The organism is Peribacillus sp. NPDC056705, from assembly GCF_043656335.1.
The window spans coordinates 1-1,529 of record NZ_JBHTYI010000165.1 but is presented as its reverse complement, the minus strand read 5'-3'; the positions used below and the strand labels follow the sequence as shown (position 1 = coordinate 1,529).

The window sequence follows — 1,529 nt, the reverse complement described above, 5'->3', positions numbered from 1 at the left end:
CCGCTCGGTATACGCTCGTTACTAGATTTCATGCTGGAGCTTAAGGCAGCAGGTTCATCCGTTCTGCTAAGCTCTCATATCCTGTCGACCATTGAGAATTACTGTGACCGGTTTATTGTGCTGCACCGCGGCAGCATTATTGCTCAGGGTACGCTCAAGGATATACAGGATCAAGCAGGGAAACCCGGCATGCCGCTGGAGGAGCTGTTTAATGTGCTGATTCAAGGCGGGAATGACGAATGAATCTGCGCGAGCTGCATGCTAAACGACGCGGACAGTTCTGGGGCGAGATCCTTCCATATCTCGGTTATGTGATTCAGAGTGGCGTTGCTTTTGTATTTCTGTTTGTGCTGATCGCTTTTGCTGCATGGTACACATCCATTCTCCAGAACGTCCCGCCGGATCTCCCGATTCGCTGGATTATGCTGGTTGTGCTGGTCCCGATCGTCATTAACAGCAGCGTTCGTACGTATTTGCGGATCGCGGACACGGTATTCCTACTCCCGCAGGAGTCCAGAATGAATACGTACTTTCGGAGCGGGTGGATTAGTGGCGTAATCTATAAAATCATCAGTTTAGGGATTGTGTTGCTGACTTTGTGGCCGCTGTACATACGCAGTGATATCGCACCGAAACCGTTACTAGCGACCTTTGCGGTTCTGACTGTGCTCAAACTGTTATCCAGCTATGGCAGCTGGAGGGAGCAACTGATGGTATCGAGAAACGCAGCAGCCTCGTATCGAGCGTTGCGCTGGCTTGTACCTACGCTTGCGTTTGCCGCCTGGCTCTGGTATCCAACAGGTAAAGCCTTAATATTTATGGCTCTGATCGCGGTTACCTATTATGCTGCGTTATCTGTTCCGGTTCGACATCGGGTAGCCTGGGAGCGCCTCATTGCTGTGGAACGAAGACAAGCAAGTCGCGTGATGATGGTCCTTAGTTGGTTCGTGAATGTTCCGCAACGGGAACAGCGTGTCCACGCAAGGAGATGGCTGTCTGGCTGGGGCAAGGGATTACCATGGAGGAAAGAGACAGCATATCGGTATCTTCTGATCAAGAGTCTAACACGGAGCGATATCCTCGGTATCCTTATTCGGATCGGCGTGCTAGGCGCGGTACTCGTATGGATTACGCGAGAGGGTCTGACCTCTGTGATCGTATATTTGATCAGTTTGATGATTATCGGGCTGCAGCTGTCTTCGCTGCGAAAGCTGCACCCGGAATCGTTCTGGCTCCATGTGTACCCGTTACCCGCGGGAACGCGCCGGGAGAACGAAGGGAAGCTGATCTTTCAGGTACAGCTGTTCTGGGCGTTGTTGTTATGGCTCCCGCTTCTGCCGGGCATCATCAGCGCACCCTTACAGGTACTGGGAACCGGTGTTGCAGGTGGTGCGCTAGTCTTCCTCTTCCGTTGGAATGCTGATCGCAAGCTTCGTCGTAAAGACGATGAAGATGATGAATAGATAAACAGGGATGAAGGTCCTCCGATCATGATCGGTGGGCCTTCTATTGGTGAGTCTAGGATGCTT

General features: G+C 51.9%; 1 protein-coding gene and 1 pseudogene. Both read left to right on the top strand.

The features are described 5' to 3' along the window. A pseudogene (locus ACFRAK_RS28550) lies at window positions 1-243 on the top strand (ABC transporter ATP-binding protein); the annotation flags it as partial. Then, window positions 240-1,463 carry an ABC transporter permease gene (locus tag ACFRAK_RS28545; RefSeq protein ID WP_394573123.1) on the top strand — a complete coding sequence of 408 codons (1,224 nt, stop codon included), beginning with the start codon at window positions 240-242 and terminating at the stop codon, window positions 1,461-1,463. The pseudogene ACFRAK_RS28550 and the gene ACFRAK_RS28545, both read left to right, overlap by 4 nt. Window positions 1,464-1,529: the final 66 nt, after the last annotated feature.